At 70.1% G+C, this 16,067-nt stretch carries 16 protein-coding genes; 9 read left to right on the top strand and 7 right to left on the bottom strand.

What is annotated here, in order from left to right; translation table 11 throughout:
• The first annotated feature begins 234 nt into the window (after positions 1-234).
• A complete protein-coding gene (gene hisG / locus DJ73_RS18390) occupies positions 235-1,125 on the top strand; it encodes an ATP phosphoribosyltransferase (RefSeq protein WP_094558697.1) in 891 nt (296 codons plus the stop codon).
• 50 nt (positions 1,126-1,175) lie between these two features.
• Here hisG and DJ73_RS18395 read toward each other — a convergent pair whose 3' ends face one another.
• The 3 genes from DJ73_RS18395 to larB form a co-directional block, all read right to left on the bottom strand.
• Positions 1,176-1,448, bottom strand: a complete 273-nt coding sequence (locus tag DJ73_RS18395; protein ID WP_094522858.1) for a GIY-YIG nuclease family protein — start codon at positions 1,446-1,448, stop codon at positions 1,176-1,178.
• Between the two features lie 117 nt (positions 1,449-1,565).
• Positions 1,566-1,718, bottom strand: a complete 153-nt coding sequence (locus DJ73_RS20515; protein ID WP_170938278.1) for a hypothetical protein — start codon at positions 1,716-1,718, stop codon at positions 1,566-1,568.
• Between the two features lie 125 nt (positions 1,719-1,843).
• Complete coding sequence (gene larB / locus DJ73_RS18400; RefSeq protein ID WP_094522856.1) at positions 1,844-2,629, bottom strand: nickel pincer cofactor biosynthesis protein LarB; 786 nt, start codon at positions 2,627-2,629, stop codon at positions 1,844-1,846.
• 188 nt (positions 2,630-2,817) lie between these two features.
• Between larB and DJ73_RS18405 the strand changes: the two genes are divergently transcribed.
• A complete protein-coding gene (locus DJ73_RS18405; protein ID WP_004047560.1) occupies positions 2,818-2,985 on the top strand; it encodes a DUF1931 family protein in 168 nt (55 codons plus the stop codon).
• A 94-nt stretch (positions 2,986-3,079) separates the two neighbouring features.
• Here DJ73_RS18405 and rpiA read toward each other — a convergent pair whose 3' ends face one another.
• The 3 genes from rpiA to DJ73_RS18420 form a co-directional block, all read right to left on the bottom strand.
• Entirely contained in the window at positions 3,080-3,802 is a 723-nt protein-coding gene (gene rpiA, locus DJ73_RS18410; protein ID WP_094558698.1) for a ribose-5-phosphate isomerase RpiA, read from the bottom strand.
• Positions 3,803-3,845: 43 nt separating this feature from the next.
• On the bottom strand, positions 3,846-4,973 hold the full coding sequence (locus DJ73_RS18415) for an ORC1-type DNA replication protein (protein WP_094522852.1): 1,128 nt from the start codon (positions 4,971-4,973) through the stop codon (positions 3,846-3,848).
• Between the two features lie 168 nt (positions 4,974-5,141).
• Positions 5,142-6,254 carry a methyltransferase domain-containing protein gene (locus DJ73_RS18420; protein ID WP_094558699.1) on the bottom strand — a complete coding sequence of 371 codons (1,113 nt, stop codon included), beginning with the start codon at positions 6,252-6,254 and terminating at the stop codon, positions 5,142-5,144.
• Between the two features lie 87 nt (positions 6,255-6,341).
• On the opposite strand from DJ73_RS18420, the gene DJ73_RS18425 reads away from it, so the two are divergent.
• Both DJ73_RS18425 and DJ73_RS18430 read left to right on the top strand, forming a co-directional pair.
• The gene (locus tag DJ73_RS18425) at positions 6,342-6,899 is read left to right on the top strand and encodes a TATA-box-binding protein (protein WP_094522848.1); all 558 of its coding nucleotides are present in this window, start codon (positions 6,342-6,344) and stop codon (positions 6,897-6,899) included.
• A 72-nt stretch (positions 6,900-6,971) separates the two neighbouring features.
• On the top strand, positions 6,972-7,331 hold the full coding sequence (locus DJ73_RS18430) for a hypothetical protein (protein ID WP_094527294.1): 360 nt from the start codon (positions 6,972-6,974) through the stop codon (positions 7,329-7,331).
• Positions 7,332-7,435: 104 nt separating this feature from the next.
• Here DJ73_RS18430 and DJ73_RS18435 read toward each other — a convergent pair whose 3' ends face one another.
• The gene (locus DJ73_RS18435; protein ID WP_094558700.1) at positions 7,436-9,661 is read right to left on the bottom strand and encodes an ATP-dependent DNA helicase; all 2,226 of its coding nucleotides are present in this window, start codon (positions 9,659-9,661) and stop codon (positions 7,436-7,438) included.
• Between the two features lie 201 nt (positions 9,662-9,862).
• Between DJ73_RS18435 and DJ73_RS18440 the strand changes: the two genes are divergently transcribed.
• From DJ73_RS18440 to DJ73_RS18460, 5 genes are all read left to right on the top strand, one after another.
• Positions 9,863-10,342: a histidine kinase gene (locus DJ73_RS18440; RefSeq protein WP_094522842.1), complete on the top strand. Its 480-nt coding sequence runs from the start codon at positions 9,863-9,865 to the stop codon at positions 10,340-10,342.
• 86 nt (positions 10,343-10,428) lie between these two features.
• Entirely contained in the window at positions 10,429-10,929 is a 501-nt protein-coding gene (locus DJ73_RS18445; protein WP_094522840.1) for an ACT domain-containing protein, read from the top strand.
• Between the two features lie 200 nt (positions 10,930-11,129).
• On the top strand, positions 11,130-12,161 hold the full coding sequence (gene radA, locus DJ73_RS18450; protein ID WP_094522838.1) for a DNA repair and recombination protein RadA: 1,032 nt from the start codon (positions 11,130-11,132) through the stop codon (positions 12,159-12,161).
• Between the two features lie 505 nt (positions 12,162-12,666).
• Positions 12,667-14,385, top strand: coding sequence for an ammonium transporter (locus DJ73_RS18455; RefSeq protein WP_176451168.1), 1,719 nt, complete (start codon positions 12,667-12,669; stop codon positions 14,383-14,385).
• 184 nt (positions 14,386-14,569) lie between these two features.
• On the top strand, positions 14,570-15,907 hold the full coding sequence (locus DJ73_RS18460; protein WP_094558701.1) for a glutamate-1-semialdehyde 2,1-aminomutase: 1,338 nt from the start codon (positions 14,570-14,572) through the stop codon (positions 15,905-15,907).
• Positions 15,908-16,067 lie beyond the last annotated feature (160 nt).

A 16,067-nucleotide genomic window follows, 5' to 3' on the forward strand; every position in this document is an offset into this window, starting at 1 on the left:
CCTCCCCAGCCTCGTCACCGGCGCTACGCGCCGGTTGCAAGCGAGAGCTTTGCTCTCGCCCTGTCGCTGGCGCGTCCCACGCCAGCGACTCCCTCGCGCGCGCTGACTCACGGCCTGTCGGCCGCTCGTCGGCACGCGCCGCCGCCACGGTGTCTAATTAGTCGGCTGCGCATGGATCCCGTCCGCCGCTCACCGGACGAAAACGTTTCCCCGTCGCCCCGCGACGCTATCCGTATGCGCATCGCCGTCCCCAACAAGGGCCGCCTGCACGACCCGACGCTCTCGCTGTTGGAGCGCGCGGGGCTCCACGTCGAGGAGACCGCCGACCGTCAGCTGTACGCCGACACCGTCGACCCCGACGTGACGGTGCTGTTCGCGCGCGCGGCCGACATCCCCGAGTACGTCCGGGACGGCGCGGCCGACCTCGGGATCACGGGGCTCGATCAGGCGGCGGAGTCCGGCGGCGTGGCGGACGGCGCCGCGTCCGCGGCCGACGGCGACCTCGTCGACCTGCTCGATCTGGGGTACGGCTCCTGTAAGCTCGTCCTCGCGGCCCCGGAGGACGGCGCGGTCGAGACCGTCGGCGACCTCGCCGGCGGGACCGTCGCCACCGAGTTCCCGGCGGTCACCCACGACTACCTCGATCGGGTGGGCGTCGACGCCGACGTGGTCACCGTGACGGGCGCGACGGAGCTGACGCCCCACGTCGACATGGCCGACGCCATCGTCGACATCACCTCGACGGGGACGACGCTGAAGGTGAACCGCTTGGCCGTGATCGACGACGTGCTCGACTCCTCGGTGCGGCTGTTCGCGCGCCCCGACGTGGTCGACGACCCGAAGGTCGAACAGGTGTTGACCGCGTTCGAGTCCGTGCTCGCGGCCGACGGCCGGCGCTACCTGATGATGAACGCGCCGACGGAGCGGCTCGACGAGGTCAAAGACGTGATCCCCGGGCTCGGCGGCCCGACGGTGATGGACGTCGAGGCCGACGAGGACGGGAACGGGATGGTGGCGGTCCACGCCGTCGTCGAGGAGCGCGACGTGTTCGCGACGATCTCGGAGCTGAAGGCTGTCGGCGCGAGCGGCATCCTGGTCACCGAAATCGAACGGCTCGTGGAGTAGCCGGGAGCCGACCGACACCGGCCGAGCCCCCGCGGATCGGCCGCCGTGACTCAGTCGTTCTCCGCCCCGATCAGCGCCTCCTTCTGCGCGCGGGTGAGCGACTTGATCTCGTGTTCCCGCGACATCGCCGCCGACTTCGAGTCGAACGACTCAACGTGCCGTAAGGTCACGGGCGTCCGTCCCCTGGTGTACTTCGCGCCCTCTCCGGCGTCGTGCTCGGCAACGCGCCGCTCCACGTCGGTGGTGTAGCCGGTGTACAGCGTCCCGTCCGCGCACTCGATCACGTAGACGTGGTGCGGCGCGTCCTGACTCGGCGTCGACACGGCGCCCGGTCGGCGCGGGCGCGAGGAATACCTGTCGGTCTCGGCGCGGTCGGGGAAGCCGGACGCGCGGGCGGCGCGAACGCGGTCGGGTGCGGTGTCGCGGCGGGATCGACCGGGTCAGTCCCCAGTACGAGCGCGTTCTCGGGAGACTTCGGCGATCCCGGCGTTCGCGGAACAGTCCGGACAGGCGTTCAGGTCGCCGTACTCGTCCGCGAAGACGCGTGCGAAGCGGTCCGAGACGTGCGACCCGCAGTGGTCACAGAGTGGCATTCGGTACCGGTGGTTGCCGGCGATAGATCGTAAGGTTTCGACGGACAAATACCCTTTCTCACCCCCGCCAGCTTCCGGAAATCTACATATAAAGCCCCGTCATGAGACGGGTGGGGAGCCGGCGGTCAGTCGCGCCGCGCCGCGTCGACCGCGCGCGCTATCAGCCCCGCCTGCGCCCCGGCGACGAAGCCGGCGTCGACGTTCACCGTCGTGAGCACCGAACAGGACTGGAGCGCACCGTGGAGCGCGGCGACGCCCTCGCCGCCGACGCCGTATCCCGTCGACACCGGGAGCGCGATCACCGGCGCCGCGACGAGTCCCGCGACGACCGTGGGGAGCGCCCCCTCGCGGCCCGCCGCGACCACGACGACGTCGGCCTCGCGGACCCGGTCGCGCTGGTCCAGGATCCGGTCGAGGTTCGCGACGCCGACGTCGTCCACGCGGTCGACGGTCGCGCCGATCTCGCCGGCGACCACCGCCGCCTCGCCCGCGGCCGCCGCGTCGGCGGTGCCCGCCGCGACGACCGAGAGCGTCGCGTCGAGCGCGGGCGGGTCGAAGTCGGCGGCGTGGACGACGACGGTCCCGGCCCGCTCGTCGTGGTCGACGGTGGGGTCGAGCGACGCCGCGGTCTCGAGATCGAGGTCCGCCATCGCCGTCCGGATCGCCGCCGCGTCCTCGGCGTCGGCCCGGGTGACGAGCGCGCGGCCGGTCGTCTCGACCGCGGTCGCCGTCAGCGCCGCGACCTCCGCCGGCGTCTTCCCCTCCGCGAGGATCGCCTCGGGGATCCCTCGTCGGTGCTCGCGGGCGGCGTCGAACCGGCCGGCCGCCGTCGTCGCGTAGCCCGCGAGCCGCGATTCCGCCTCCGCGACGCCGATATCGCCGGCGTCGAGCGCCTTGAGCGTGTCGCGCATGCGTCCCCGTCAGGGGCCGAACGGGTCGAACCTATCGGTCCGCGGCGGGCGAGCGGCCCCGCTCGCCGAGCGGTCTCACAAAGCTTATAAGGAAGCATTCCGGCACCCCCTCGCGAACGGGCCGCAGGGCGCCCCTCGCGGTCGAATTCAGGAACTCTTATTAACTGTCGATGGATATCACCGATCGCATGGCAGACCTTATTGTCAAAGCGGCCGTCAAGGAAGCGCTGGACGACAAGAACGTCGCTTCGGACTTCTACGACGCGCTCGACGACGAAGTGGACGAGCTGCTCGAAGACGCCGCGCGCCGCGCCGAGGCCAACGACCGGAAGACGGTCCAGCCGCGCGACCTCTAAGGCGGACGCGACTCTCGACCCGATTTTTTGACCGCGCGCCGACCGCAGAGCGGCGCGACCGCCGCGCACGTCGGTAGCGACCGCGTCCCGGAGATCAGCGCGTGAGCACCCGAACCCCGGAGTCCGTTCCGACGTGGACCTCGTCGGCGAGGCCGACGAAGAGGCCGTGTTCGACGACGCCCGGCGTCGCGGAGAGGGTCGTCGCGAGCGCCGAGGGCTCCGCGATTTCGCCGAACGAACAGTCGAGCACGAGGTTCCCGTTGTCGGTGACGACCGGGCCGTCCTTCCGCTCCGCGCGGCGGAGGGTCGGCTCGCCGCCCGCCGCGCGGACCGCCTCGGCCACCGCGGATCGGCCGGCGGGAAGCACCTCTACCGGAACGGGGCGGTCGAGAGCCGCGGCCTCCTTCGACGGATCGGCGACGACGAGGAAGCGGTCGGCCGCGGCGTCGACCAGCTTCTCGCGGGCGTGCGCGGCGCCGCCGCCCTTTATGAGCGGGCCCGCGGTCGGCCCGCCGTCGCCGACCGCGACCTGATCGGCGCCGTCGATCGCGACGTCGATCCCGGGCGCGTCGGGCCCCGTCGCCTCGTCGAGGTCGAGCAGCGGGATCCCGCGGTCGGCGGCGAGCTCGCGGCTCGCGAACGAGGTCGGAACCCCGCGGACGCCCAGCCCGGCGTCGACTCGCTCGCCCAGTCGCCGGATCGCGTGGGCCGCGGTCGAGCCCGTCCCGAGGCCGACGACGTCGCCGTCGTCGACCGCCGCCGCCGCCGACTCGCCGGCGCGTCGCTTCGCCGCGTCGCTCCCGCCGCTCGTCTTCATACCACCGACTCGACGGGGAGGACCGAAAAGGCGTCGGCGCCGATCACTCCAGCCGGTCCAGCACCGCCTCCGCGTCGTAGGCCAGGGAGAGCTCGCGGGAGCGGCCGCGACCCTCGACGTCGGCGTACTCGGCCTCGATCACGCCGAGCTGGTCGAGCTTGTTGATGATCTCGGAGTAGCGGGTGTAGCCGAGGTCGGTCTCGTCGCGGAACGCCTCGTACACCGTCCCGGCGCGCTCGCCGTCGTTCTCCGCGAGCACGCGGACGAGGGCGCGCTCTGATTCCGAGAGCCCGCGGAGCGACCGCGAGAGGTGGACGTGCTTCGACTTGTCGTACGCCGACTCCACATCCTCGTCGGCGATCGTCTTCGAGGCGCGCATCTCGGCGTTCAACCCGGCGCGGCGGAGCAGGTCGATCCCGACCCGGAGGTCGCCGCTCTCGGCGGTGAGGTCGGCGACGCGCTCCAGCTCGGCGTCGGCGATGACGCCGTCGTGGAAGCCGCGCTTCGCGCGCTCGAAGAGGATGTCGTAGATCTCGGTGGCGTCGTAGACGGGGAAGTACACCTCCTCCGGGCGGAACACCGACTGCACGCGGGTGTCGAGGTCGTCGATCACGTCGAGGCCGAGGTCCGAGGAGACGACGATGACGCCGATCTTCGCGCCCGAGTGCGCCTCGTGGGCGCGCAGCAGCGAGTAGAGGGTGTCCGACGCCTCGTTCTCGTAGAAGAGGTAGTTCACGTCGTCTAAGGCGACGACGAGCACGTCGTCCTCCTCGACGAGCCGGTCGGTGATCTGACCGAACAGCTTCTTGAAGGAGATCCCCGAGGAGGGCGGCTCGTAGTCGAATATCCCCTCGAACAGCCGCGAGAAGACGGCGTACCGCGTCGAGTCGACTTGGCAGTTGACGCGGACCGTCCGGACGTCGGTGCGGGCGCCGAGCTCGCCGAACAGCTTCTGGACCGCGGTCGTCTTGCCGGTGCCGGGCGGGCCGCGCACCATCGTGTTGAGGGGGCGAGAGCCGCGCACCGCGGGGCGGAGCGCGTACTTCAGGCTCTCCAGCTGGCTCTCGCGGTGGCGGAACGTCTCGGGGACGTGGTCGATCTCGAACACCGACTCGTCGCGGAACACCGACTCGTCCCACGAGAGCATGTCGCCGCCGGCGTCCCCGGTCATATGCACACCACGAGAGGCCGTCCACTTAACCGTTGCCCGGAGGGAGAGTGAAACTGAAACTTGTCGGCTGCGACGCTCAGCTGCCGAGTATCACCGACCGGTCGTTCACTCTCGGGACGGTCCAAACGCGGCGTGATCGCGTCGGTCGCGGTCCGGGATCGGACGCGCTCACGCCCGATCGAGCACCAGCACGTGTCGGGTGAGCGACCGGTGGACGCGGCGCTCGAAGGCGGCGTCGACCGTCCAGCCCGCCGCGCGGGCCGACCCGCGCCAGTCCCGGTCGGCGACGACGACGGCGCGGGGCGCGACCCGGGCCGCCTCCGCGAGCGCGCCCGAGACGAGGTCGGCGAGGTCGTGGGTGGCGACCTTCGACTGGCGGCCGTACGGCGCGTCGAAGGCGACGCCGTCGACGGCGTCGTCGCGGAGCGGGAGGGCCGTGGCGTCGCCGCGGGCGACGTGCCAGCTCGGGTGCTCCGGGGAGTCACCCACGTACTCGCGGAGGTTCTCCCGCGTCCCGCGGACCATCTTCCGCTGGGCGTCGCAGGCGACGACGTCGGCGCCGACGAGCCCGGCCTCCAGCGGGAGCCCGCCGGTCCCGCACATCGGGTCGAGCAGGGTCCGGCCGGGCGCGGCGCCCGCGAGGTTGGCGTACGCGCGGGCGTCGGCCGGCGCCATGCTCCCCGGCTGGAAGAACGGGCGGTCGGTCGGTTTGGGGGCGAAGTCGCGAGCGGCCTCCGCGGCGACCCAGCCGAGCGCGCAGACGGACGCGTCGCCGCCGTCGGCGCCGGGGATCGCGTCGTGAGCGGCGCGCTCGCCCGCCGCGAACAGCGCGCGCAGGACGTGGTCGGGGTCGTCGAGGTCGACGTCGAAGCCGCGGTCGACGAGGACGCCGCCGAGGGCGCGCTCGGCGTCGCTCGTCGAGACGGTCGCCGTGTTCCGGACGTTCCGGGCCCGCACCGCGACCGTCCCCGAGCGGTCGAGCGGCGCCGCGTCGAGCGCGGCGACGGCGGCGGCGAGGTCGGCGTCCGTGCGGGCGACCGCCTCGTGGGCGGCGCGGGTGTAGGCGAGCCGGCGCACTCCGGCGCGATCGGTCGCGGCACTCGCGGCGCCCGGGGCGTCGCCGCCGGCGCGTGGGTCGTCGCCCGCCGCGTCGCTACGGGTGAGTCCGACGCTGCCGGCGGCGGCGACCCCGGGCGCGAGCAGCTCCACGCCGGTCGCGGCGGTGGCGGCCTCGCGGGCGGCGAAGGCGTCCGTCTCCCCGGCGAGTTCGAGCCAGTACACGCCCCGGAGTCGGGGAGCCGCTCGCAAGAGGATAGCGGTTCCGACCACGCACCTTTTTAAATGAATCAACCGATCGTGTTAGTAGTAATGGCCGATCCGAAGGAGACGATCACGATAGAGAACGTCGTTGCCTCCACGGGGATCGGGCAGGAGCTCGATCTCCAGAGCGTCGCGATGGACCTGGAGGGCGCCGACTACGACCCCGAGCAGTTCCCCGGGCTCGTGTACCGCACCACGGACCCGAAATCGGCCGCTCTGATCTTCCGGTCCGGGAAGATCGTGTGCACGGGCGCGAACTCGATCGACGCCGTCCACGAGAGCCTCGCCATCGTGTTCGACGAGCTCCGCGCGCTCCAGATCCCGATCGAGGAACCCGAGATCACGGTCCAGAACATCGTCACGTCCGCCGACCTCGGCGAGAGCCTCAACCTCAACGCGATCGCGATCGGGCTCGGGCTCGAACACATCGAGTACGAGCCGGAGCAGTTCCCCGGGCTCGTCTACCGGCTGGACGAACCGGACGTCGTGGCGCTGTTGTTCGGCAGCGGGAAGCTCGTCGTCACGGGCGGGACGAGCCCGGACGACGCGGCGGCCGCCGTCGACGTGATCGTCGAGGAGCTGGACGGCCTCGGGCTGTTGGCGTAGGCGGGCGACGCCGCGCCGCTCGCGACGGACCGATCCCGCGACCACTTTTACCCGCCGTCCCGTAGGTCGGGTATGCTTCTTCAGACGGTGACGCCGATCACGGTGCTGGGGACGACCATCCTGTTCGCGCTGTTCCTCTCCGTGACCGCACACCTCGCCGCCCGGAACGTCCTCGGCGACGTCGACCCGCGCCGCGCCCTCTACGTCGGTCCGCTCCCCGCGGTGATCGGCGTCGTCGGTGGGGCGTTCGCCGTCTCCGAGGCGCTCCTCGTCCCGGCCGCGCTCCTCGTCGACGGCGCGATGTTCGCGTGGAGCTACGACCAGCCCCGGCGGGTCGTGGCCGGGATGACCGTGATCCACGCCGTGATCACGACGCTGCTGTCGATCGTGCTGTTCGGGATCACGGCGCTGCTCGCGACGATGCCGGGGTAGCCGACGTCCGGTGCGGATCCGGCACGGCCGCGGCCCCACAGCCTCACCCCCGGCGCGGCGGCGGCCCCACAGCCCATCCCCTGCTCGGCGGCGGCCCCACAGCGTCACGGCTCCGGTGGCGACCCGTCGTACGCGTCGTGGTCACCGTAGAAGTTGAGCATCGCGAACTTCAGCTTCTCGGGGTCGACGTCGAGCAGCTCCTCCCGCTCCTCCGGCGGGAACGCGCTCCGGACCGAGTACTTGCCCATGTCCGCCGTCGTGTACCGGCGGTCGGCGAGGATCCGGACGCCGAAGTCGTCGGGACCGCGGACCACGCGGCCGAGCGCCTGTCTGGTCTTGCGGATCGTCGGGATCTCGACGGCGTACGCCCAGCCGGGGTCGCGGGCGCGGTCGCGATCGGCGAACGCCCGGTCATAGGCGTCCTGAACCGCCTCCATCCGGTCGGAGAGGTACGGGTAGGGAACGCCGACGACCACCACCGTCCGGGCGTCGTCGGCGTCGAAGCTCACTCCCTCCGCGAGCGTTCCCCACAGCGAGGTGAACAGCGCGGCGTCGTCGCTGTCGACGAACGTCCGGCGCAGGTCCTCCTCGTCCTGATCGGGCCCGTCGAGGTAGAGGGAGCCGAGGTCGGCGCCCGCGAGTCCGGCTCCGGCCCCGACGTCGCCTCCGGCACCGGTCCCCGCCGAGCCGCCGAGCCGCTCGTAGTACCGTTCGGCCTCGGCGTACGAGGGGAAGAAGGCGAGCGTGTTGCCCGGAGTGAAACGGATCGCGTCGCGCAGCAGCGACGACACCGCCTCCTGGGTCTCCGGGTCGTTGCGCTCGGAGGCGAACAGCGGCGGGGCGTCGACCGCGAACGTCCGACGGTTCTCCTCCGGGTACCCCATCTCGTACGCGAGCGACACCGCGTCCTCCAGCCCGAGCACGTCCTCGGTGACATCGAAGGGGCGGAGCGTCGCGCTCATCAGCACCGAGGCGGCGACCTCGTCGAACAGCGCCTCGGTCACTCGACGGGGGATGCAGGTGTACAGCTCGGCGCGGCCGTACACCTCGTCGGTGGCGCCGTCGCGACGCACGGAGACGACCGGGTACTGACCGAGCTCGGTTCCCTCCTCCATCCACGTCGAGACGAACCGAGCGACCTGCAGGGTCTGACACTCGGTCCGGGTCGTCGTCTCGCCGTCCCGGTAGCGCCGCTCGTACTCCTCGTCTAACGCCTGCCCGAGCTGGACGGCGAGCTCCGTCTCCGTGTCGATCCCCTTCCCCTCGTAGTTCCGGAGGAACGCCAGCGTCAGGTCGTCGCGGCGGTCGTCGTTGGCGACGGAGAGGTCCTCCCAGTTCTCGCCGACCGACTCGCGCTCGCCGAACCCGAGCGCGTCGTCGTACGTCTCGACCACGGCGTCGCGGAACGCGTGGACGACGTTCTCGGCGGCCTCGGCGCGGGAGTCGTCGCTGTCGGCGAGCTCCTCCAAGGCGGCGTCGAGGGTGGTCTCCGTGAGCGTGCGGGTGGCGTGGTCGCGGGCGGCGTCCTCGACGTTGTGCGCCTCGTCGAAGACGGTGATTATCTCCGACGGGTCGCGGTCGATCCACCGGAAGAACTGCTCGCGGATGTTCGGATCGAGCAGGTGGTGGTAGTTGCAGACGACCAGGTCCACTCCCTCCATTCCCTCCTTGAGCAGCTCGTAGCCGCAGAGCTCGCGCTCGTCCGCGTACGCGTACACGTCCTCTGGGGTGCGGACGTCGTCGAACAGCCACCCGAAGAACTCGTCGGTGTCCTCGACGAGGTTGTTCCGGTAGTGCGCGCAGACGTTCGCGGCCTCGTACTCGTCGATCGCCGTCTCCAGCTCGTCGAGCTCGTCCATGATCGCCTCGCGGGCCTCGGCCGCGCCGGCGTCGCCCTCGCGGCTCTCGGCGAGCAGCTCGCGCTGGCGGGTCTCCAGCTCGCGGACTTCGCTCTCCGTTTCGACCAGTTCGCGGGTGGTGTCGCGGAGGGTCTGACACTCCTGGTAGTCGACGTCGATGTGGCACATCGACGACTTCCCCTTGAACACGACCGCGCGGATGGGCTCTTCGCCGGTGATCGCGCGGGCGTCCTCGACGAACTGCCGCATCTGCTGGTGGACGTTAGTCGTGATCACGACCGTGCGGTCGTGCTCGCGGGCGTGCTCTAAGGCGGGCACGAGCGCGGAGAGGGTCTTGCCCGTTCCGGGCGCCCCCTCGAACAGCACGTCCTGTCCCCGGTCCAGCGCGTTGGCGATCCTGTCCATCGCCTCGCGCTGGTTCGGATACGGCTCCTCGTACGGGAAGAACCGCAGATGCGGCGACTCTGACACGGGCCGAGGTTCGTCGCCATCGGCTAAAAGGGGTGGGGTGCCGCGGCGGAAGTGGTCGAGGGACGATCGGCGTCGCTGACGGGGTATCGGAGTATTAATTTACTAACGAAAACCTAACGAAGATATAAGTTTGGGTCGAGTGTACGGCGAACGCATTTTACCAGCACGTATTACCGGTTCTTTCGCGAGGTAGGAGACGACATGGCGACTGAAACCGCGACAGCGACGAGCGAAGTATCGACCGAGGCCGGTAACTGGAAGGCGGGCGTGGCGAGCGGGCTCGTCGGCAGCGTCGTCTTCGGACTCGTGATGACGTACGTGATCCCCGCGCCGCTGTTGGAGGTCGTGATCCCGTCGATGTACGGGCTCGCGCCGCCGGCGGCGCCGTTCCTCGGCTGGGTGGTCCACATGTCCCACGGTGCGGTCATCGGCGTCGGCTTCGCCGCGCTCGTCGGGGTGCGGCCCTCGATCGGCGAGAGCACCGGAGCGTCGCTCGGCGCCGGCGCGGCGTACGGGCTCGCGGTCTGGGTCGCGCTCGCCGTGCTGGTGATGCCGGTCTGGCTCTCCGCGGTCGGTTCCCCGGCGAATCCCCCGCTTCCCAACGTCAGCGCGCTGAGCGCGATCGGTCACCTCGTGTACGGCGTCGCGCTCGGCGGCGCGTACGCCGGGCTGGTCGACTGAGGCCGGTCGTCGCTCCCGCGACGCGAGCCGACGGGCGCGACGCACCGTCATTTATACCGGCGCGCCGCGACCGCCCGTAGTAACGAATGTTCGACGAGATCCTCGAGAAGTTCGAGGGGTCACCGAGCCAGCAGGCGGTCATCCGGCTGTTCTTAGAGCGCGGTTTCTCCGTCAACGAGGAGGGCCGCGTCGTCTCGGGCGGAATCGAGATCCCGTACACCGGGATCGCGCGCGAGCTCGACGTCGACCGGCGGGTGGTCGACTCGACGACCGACGCCATCCTGGACGACCCCGAACTGAAGCGCATCTTCACCAACATCTCCTCGGTGCCGAGCCTGATGGACCTGGCGCCGGTCCTCGACCTCACGGTCCTCACCATCGAGGTCGCCGCCGCCGACGAGGCCGGGATCGTCGCCGAGGTGACCGGCATCCTCGCCGACCACGGGGTCTCGATCCGGCAGGTGCTGAGCGAGGACCCCGAGTTCACCGACGACCCGAAGCTGTACGTGATCACCGACGCGGAGCTGCCCGGCGAGCTGCTCGTCGAGATCCGCGAGCTCGGGTACGTCCGACGCGTGGGCTTCTGACCGGCCGGCGGCGCGTCGCCGACCGCGACCGGCGGTGCCGGGTGCGAAACGATCAGTTTCGCCCGCCGGGAACCGACTCGTTTCGGCGCGGACGCTTATGTACGGAGCCGACGCATTCCGGAGTGCGTCCCGGCCGTCTTTTCACTTTCACTCAGGTGTAAACCAGTCTTTATACGGGATGGCGAACAAGAGTCGTGTACATGCCAGAAGACGAACTCGAGGACCTCCCCGGAGTCGGCCCAGCGACCGCGGACAAGCTCGTCGAGAACGGGTTCGAGAGCTACCAGTCGATCGCCGTCGCCAGCCCCGGCGAGATGTCGAACACCGCGGACATCGGCGAGTCGTCCGCCAGCGACATCATCAACGCCGCCCGCGACGCCGCCGACGTCGGCGGCTTCGAGACGGGCGCGACCGTGCTCGAACGCCGCGAGGAGATCGGGAAGCTCTCCTGGCAGATCGACGAGGTGGACGAACTGCTCGGGGGCGGCATCGAGACGCAGTCGATCACCGAGGTGTACGGCGAGTTCGGGTCCGGGAAGTCGCAGGTGACCCACCAGATGGCCGTCAACGTCCAGCTCCCGCCCGAGCACGGCGGCCTCAGCGGCGGCTGTATCTTCGTCGACTCCGAGGACACGTTCCGGCCGGAGCGGATCGACGACATGGTCCGCGGACTTGACGACGAGATCCTCGCCGACGAGATGGAGCGGCGCGAGATCGAGGGCACGCCGAGCGACGAGGAGGCGATGGAGGAGCTGATCGGGGCGTTCCTCGACCAGATCCACGTCGCCAAGGCGTTCAACTCCAACCACCAGATCCTGCTCGCGGAGAAGGCCAAGGAGCTCGCCGGGGAACACGAGGAGAGCGAGTGGCCCATCCGGATCGTCTGTGTGGACTCGCTGACCGCCCACTTCCGCGCCGAGTACGTCGGCCGAGGCGAACTCGCCGACCGCCAGCAGAAGCTCAACAAGCACCTCCACGACCTGATGCGGATCGGCGACCTGTTCAACACCGCCATCCTCGTCACCAACCAGGTCGCGTCGAATCCAGACTCTTACTTCGGTGACCCGACGCAGGCGATCGGCGGCAACATCCTCGGTCACGCCTCCACGTTCCGGATGTACCTCCGCAAGTCGAAGGGCGACAAGCGGATCGTCCGCCTCGTCGACGCGCCGAACCTCGCCGACGGCGAGGCCGTGATGCGCGTGCAGGGCGAGGGGCTGAAGCCGGAATAGCGGAACCCGATCCCGGTCCGGCGCCGTCTGTACCCGATTCGAACGCGAACGTGCGGCCCTGCTCCCGGATCCGGAATTCGAATGCGGATCCGGTTGACAAACGTAAACTTCCTTTCGGAACGCCCGAACTGCTCGAAATCGGGGGTCTGACACCCCCACGACGGTAACGGCGGAGATCCCGCGTGGCAAAAATCGCCAGAAGCGGCCGCGCCCGGCGCCACGCACCCCGATATCGCCCGATCCGTCGCTTATTGCCAATAATTTTACAAAACGTCCGTCCGATTCGATCGCAAGGATTGCAATAGATCCGCCGAGAATATAACCTTATACACCATGTATCCGTCCTTATATCTGACATCCGCCGTATTATCAAAGCGGTTTTTTGTGAAACCCAACTCAAACGTTTATATATCCCTGTTACTCCATGCCAGAACGTGATTCAGCACATGAACACGGACGAAACGCGCAGTTCGAAGGACGTATGTTCAGTTGAGGTGGTCAAATCGTGACGACCAGCGTACTCGCGACGATCGATCCGAGCACGTTCGCGTCCGCGATGAACGGGACGTGGATCCTCATGGTGACGTTCCTGATTTTCTTCATGCACGCGGGCTTCGCCATGCTCGAGGCCGGGCAGGTTCGCTCGAAGAACGTCGCCAACCAGCTGACGAAGAACCTCCTGACGTGGAGCGTCGGAGTGGCGGTGTTCTTCCTGATCGGGACCGCGTTCACGAGCGTCATGAGCGGCTCCGGCGGCCCGGTCTCCGCCGCGGGGACGCTGTTCTCCGGGGGCGAGCTCGCCGTCGAGTCCGGCGCGGTCGGACCGTACGTCAACTGGCTCTACGGCGCGGTGTTCGCCATGACCGCCGCGACGATCGTGTCCGGCGCGGTCGCCGGTCGCGCGAAGCTCCGCGCGTACGTCACGTACACGTTCCTGCTGGCCGCGGTCATCTACCCAATGGTCATCGCGTTCACCTGGTCGGCGTCGGGCGACGGGCTCGTCGCGCAGCTGACCGGTGTCGCGTTCCACGACTTCGCCGGCGGCATGATCGTCCACGGCATGGGCGGTATCGCGGGTCTCACCGCCGCCGCCGTGCTCGGTCCGCGGATGGACCGCTACGCCAAGGACGGCTCGACGAACGTCATCCCCGGCCACTCGCTGACGTTCGCCGTGCTCGGGACGCTCATCCTCGCGTTCGGCTGGTACGGCTTCAACGTCGGGACGGCCTCCGTGGTCAGCGGCGGCGTGTTCAACACGCTGACCGTCAACCTCGTCGCGATGGGCACGACGATCGCGATGGCGGCCGGCGGAATCGGCGCCGCCCTCGTCGTGTGGCTCCGCACCGGGAAGGTCGACACGCTGTACGTCGCCAACGGCCTGCTGGCCGGGCTCGTCGGCATCACCGCCATCCCCGACACCACGGCGTGGTGGGGCGCGCTGGTCGTCGGTCTCCTGGCGGGCGGACAGCTCCCCCTCGTCTTCGAGTTCGTCTCGGACACGCTCAAGATCGACGACGTCTGCGCGGTGTTCCCGGTCCACGGCAGCGCCGGCGTGCTCGGGACCCTGCTGTTCCCGTTCGTCGCCGCGCCCGGCGCCCTCAGCGCCGGCGTCGGCGCCCACTTCGTCGCCCAGCTGACCGGCGTCGTCATCATCGGCGGCTGGACGCTCACCGCGACCGCGGCCGTCTGGTACGCTCTCAAGCTGAGCGGCGAGGCCCGCGTCACGCCCGAACACGAACAGGAGGGGCTCGACATCTCCGAGCACGGCGTCGAGACCTACCCCGAGTTCGGCGGCGACCGCGTCGCGACCGACGGCGGCCCCGCCGTGGTCGACACCACGGACGACTCCCCGCGCGCCGACGGCGGCGAGGAGGCGGGCTCCCAGATCAAGATGGTCACCGCGGTCGTCCGCCCGGACAAGCTCGGGGCCATCAAGCAGTCGCTCGCGGAGGTCAACGCGCCCTCGCTCACCGTGACGAACGTCTCCGGCCGCGGCAGCCAGCCCGCCAAGAAGGGCCAGTGGCGCGGCGAGGAGTTCACGGTCGACCTCCACCAGAAGGTGAAGGTCGAGGTCGTCGTCGCCGACATCCCGGCCGACGAGGTCGCGGACGCGATCGCGGACGCCGCGAAGACCGGCGAGCCCGGCGACGGGAAGGTGTTCATCATGCCGGTCGAGGACGCGCTGCAGGTCCGCACCGGCGCGACCGGCCCGGAGGCGGTGTAGTCTGGTAGCGGCGCGACCGGCCCGGAAGCGGTTCGGAGCGGCGAACGAGCGGTTTCGACGCGCGCTTTTTCGACGACGCCACGGCGCCGAGCCGCGGCGCCCTTCAACGCGGGGTCCGACGGCGCGTCGCCGATCTCGGGGGCGGTCGGCAACTACTTTCATCCCGCCGTCCCAACCGATCGGTATGAACCACGAGCGCTCCCGCGGGCTGTACGACCGCGCGCTGTCGGTCATGCCGGGCGGGGTCAACTCCTCCGTTCGAGCGACGATGCCGCACCCGTTCTTCATCGAGCGCGGGGACGGCGGGCACGTGATCGACGCCGACGGGAACCGGTACGTCGACTGGGTGATGGGGTACGGCCCGCTCCTGTACGGCCACGACCTGCCCGGCCCCGTCGAAGCGGCGATCCAGTCGCACGTCGCGGAGGGGCCGATGTACGGCGCGCCCACGGAGATCGAGGTCGAGCACGCCGAGTTCGTGGCGCGGCACGTCCCGAGCGTCGAGTCGATCCGGTTCGTCAACTCGGGGACGGAGGCGACCGTGTCGGCGGTGCGGCTCGCGCGGGGCCACACCGACCGCGACAAGATCGTCGTCATGCGGGGCGGCTACCACGGCGCGCAGGAGTCGACGCTCGTCGAGGGGTCGCCGGGGGACGCGCACCCGTCGACGGCGGGCATCCCCGAGGAGTTCGCGCGGCACACGCTCCCGATCCCGTTCAACGACCCGGAGGCCGCCAAGGAGGTGTTCGCAGAGCACGGCGACGAGATCGCCGCCGTCCTCGTCGAGCCGATCCTCGCCAACACGGGGATCGTGATGCCCGTCGACGGCTACCACGAGACGCTCCGGGAGCTGTGCGACGGCCACGATTCGCTGCTGATCTTCGACGAGGTGATCACCGGGTTCCGCGTCGGCGGCCTCGGCTGCGCGCAGTCGAAGTTCGGCGTCACGCCGGACGTGACCACCTTCGGTAAAATCATCGGCGGCGGGTTCCCGGTGGGCGCGATCGGCGGGCGCGCCGACGTGATCGAGGGGTTCACGCCCGCGGGCGACGTGTTCCAGTCCGGCACCTTCTCCGGGCACCCGGTGACGATGGCCGCCGGGAAGGCGAACCTGGAGTACGCCGCCGAGAACGACGTGTACGAGCACGTCGACCGGCTCGGCCGGAAGCTCCGCGAGGGGATCGCCGAGATCTGCGCGGAGCGCGCGCCCGAGTACACCGTCGTCGGCACCGACTCGATGTTCAAGACGATCTTCACCCGCGAGGCGCCCGACGACCCGGACGCCTGCTGCGCGGGCGGCTGTCGGCAGGACCCCGACTGCGCCCGGTACGACAGCTGTCCGAAGACCGGCGCCGACGTCGCCAGCGCCGCGACCGACCGCTGGGAGCGCGTGTTCTGGCAGGAGATGAAAGAGCGCGGCGTGTTCCTCACCGCCAACCAGTTCGAGTGCCAGTTCACCTCCTACGCGCACACGGAGGAGGACGTCGAGCGGACGCTGGAGGCGTATCGGGAGGCCTTGTAGGCGCGGTCGGTCCGCTCGTCGACCGACGCGGCCGGACCTCGCCGCGGGCGGCAAGGCTTGCGATCGGGCCGCCGGTGCGGAACGTTTTTATCTCGGAACGAAACTAAGTACTGGTGATGACCGCGGAGGCTCGTCTCGACGCCGCCCTCTTCCGAGGCCG

It is taken from the genome of Halorubrum sp. Ea1, from assembly GCF_002252965.1.
Lineage (GTDB): Archaea > Halobacteriota > Halobacteria > Halobacteriales > Haloferacaceae > Halorubrum.

Excerpts from the sequence above, each read along its gene's own strand:
- hisG (WP_094558697.1), top strand. The coding sequence starts at position 235 with ATGCGCATCGCCGTCCCCAACAAGGGCCGCCTGCACGACCCGACGCTC.
- DJ73_RS20515 (WP_170938278.1), bottom strand. The coding sequence starts at position 1,718 with ATGCCACTCTGTGACCACTGCGGGTCGCACGTCTCGGACCGCTTCGCA.
- larB (WP_094522856.1), bottom strand. The coding sequence starts at position 2,629 with ATGCGCGACACGCTCAAGGCGCTCGACGCCGGCGATATCGGCGTCGCG.
- DJ73_RS18405 (WP_004047560.1), top strand. The coding sequence starts at position 2,818 with ATGGCAGACCTTATTGTCAAAGCGGCCGTCAAGGAAGCGCTGGACGAC.
- rpiA (WP_094558698.1), bottom strand. The coding sequence starts at position 3,802 with ATGAAGACGAGCGGCGGGAGCGACGCGGCGAAGCGACGCGCCGGCGAG.
- DJ73_RS18415 (WP_094522852.1), bottom strand. The coding sequence starts at position 4,973 with ATGACCGGGGACGCCGGCGGCGACATGCTCTCGTGGGACGAGTCGGTG.
- DJ73_RS18425 (WP_094522848.1), top strand. The coding sequence starts at position 6,342 with ATGGCCGATCCGAAGGAGACGATCACGATAGAGAACGTCGTTGCCTCC.
- DJ73_RS18430 (WP_094527294.1), top strand. The coding sequence starts at position 6,972 with ATGCTTCTTCAGACGGTGACGCCGATCACGGTGCTGGGGACGACCATC.
- DJ73_RS18440 (WP_094522842.1), top strand. The coding sequence starts at position 9,863 with ATGGCGACTGAAACCGCGACAGCGACGAGCGAAGTATCGACCGAGGCC.
- DJ73_RS18445 (WP_094522840.1), top strand. The coding sequence starts at position 10,429 with ATGTTCGACGAGATCCTCGAGAAGTTCGAGGGGTCACCGAGCCAGCAG.
- radA (WP_094522838.1), top strand. The coding sequence starts at position 11,130 with ATGCCAGAAGACGAACTCGAGGACCTCCCCGGAGTCGGCCCAGCGACC.
- DJ73_RS18460 (WP_094558701.1), top strand. The coding sequence starts at position 14,570 with ATGAACCACGAGCGCTCCCGCGGGCTGTACGACCGCGCGCTGTCGGTC.